Annotated in this window: 1 pseudogene; it reads right to left on the reverse strand. The window is 55.7% G+C overall.

From position 1 onward, the window contains the following. Positions 1-388 (reverse strand): annotated as a pseudogene (locus BKN05_RS12370) (hypothetical protein); the annotation flags it as partial. Positions 389-411 lie beyond the last annotated feature (23 nt).

A 411-nucleotide genomic window follows, 5' to 3' on the forward strand; every position in this document is an offset into this window, starting at 1 on the left:
TGCTTTGCGCCATCGTCTCCAAGCGCTCCGCGCCGCTATCGAATTCACCAAGACCGGCGGTGGCCTCGTCGACGCGCGCACGAAGTTCTTGCAGCCCAGCCGACAAGTTCTTCGAGCCATTAGTTAGCTCGTAGACTCCGTCGTGGAAACCATAACCAGGAACGTTCAGCTGATTCGCCAGATCACGTGAGCCTTTTTTCATCCCCAGGAGGTCATCAGCTACCTCGGTTTGGAAATTAAAATTCTCCACCTGCCGGCGCAGGCTTTCTAAATCGGAAATTGCTTGTTTCGCCTCAGGCGCATCAACACCGCGCAGTTCTGTAATTGCTCGGTCAGCAGCCTCCACAAGTTGGCCTTGCACTGCACCAAAACCAACGACTTGATCCACCGCCTGGCCGACGCCATTGGCCA

Source organism: Corynebacterium sp. S5S1, assembly GCF_001913985.1.
Lineage (GTDB): Bacteria > Actinomycetota > Actinomycetes > Mycobacteriales > Mycobacteriaceae > Corynebacterium > Corynebacterium marquesiae.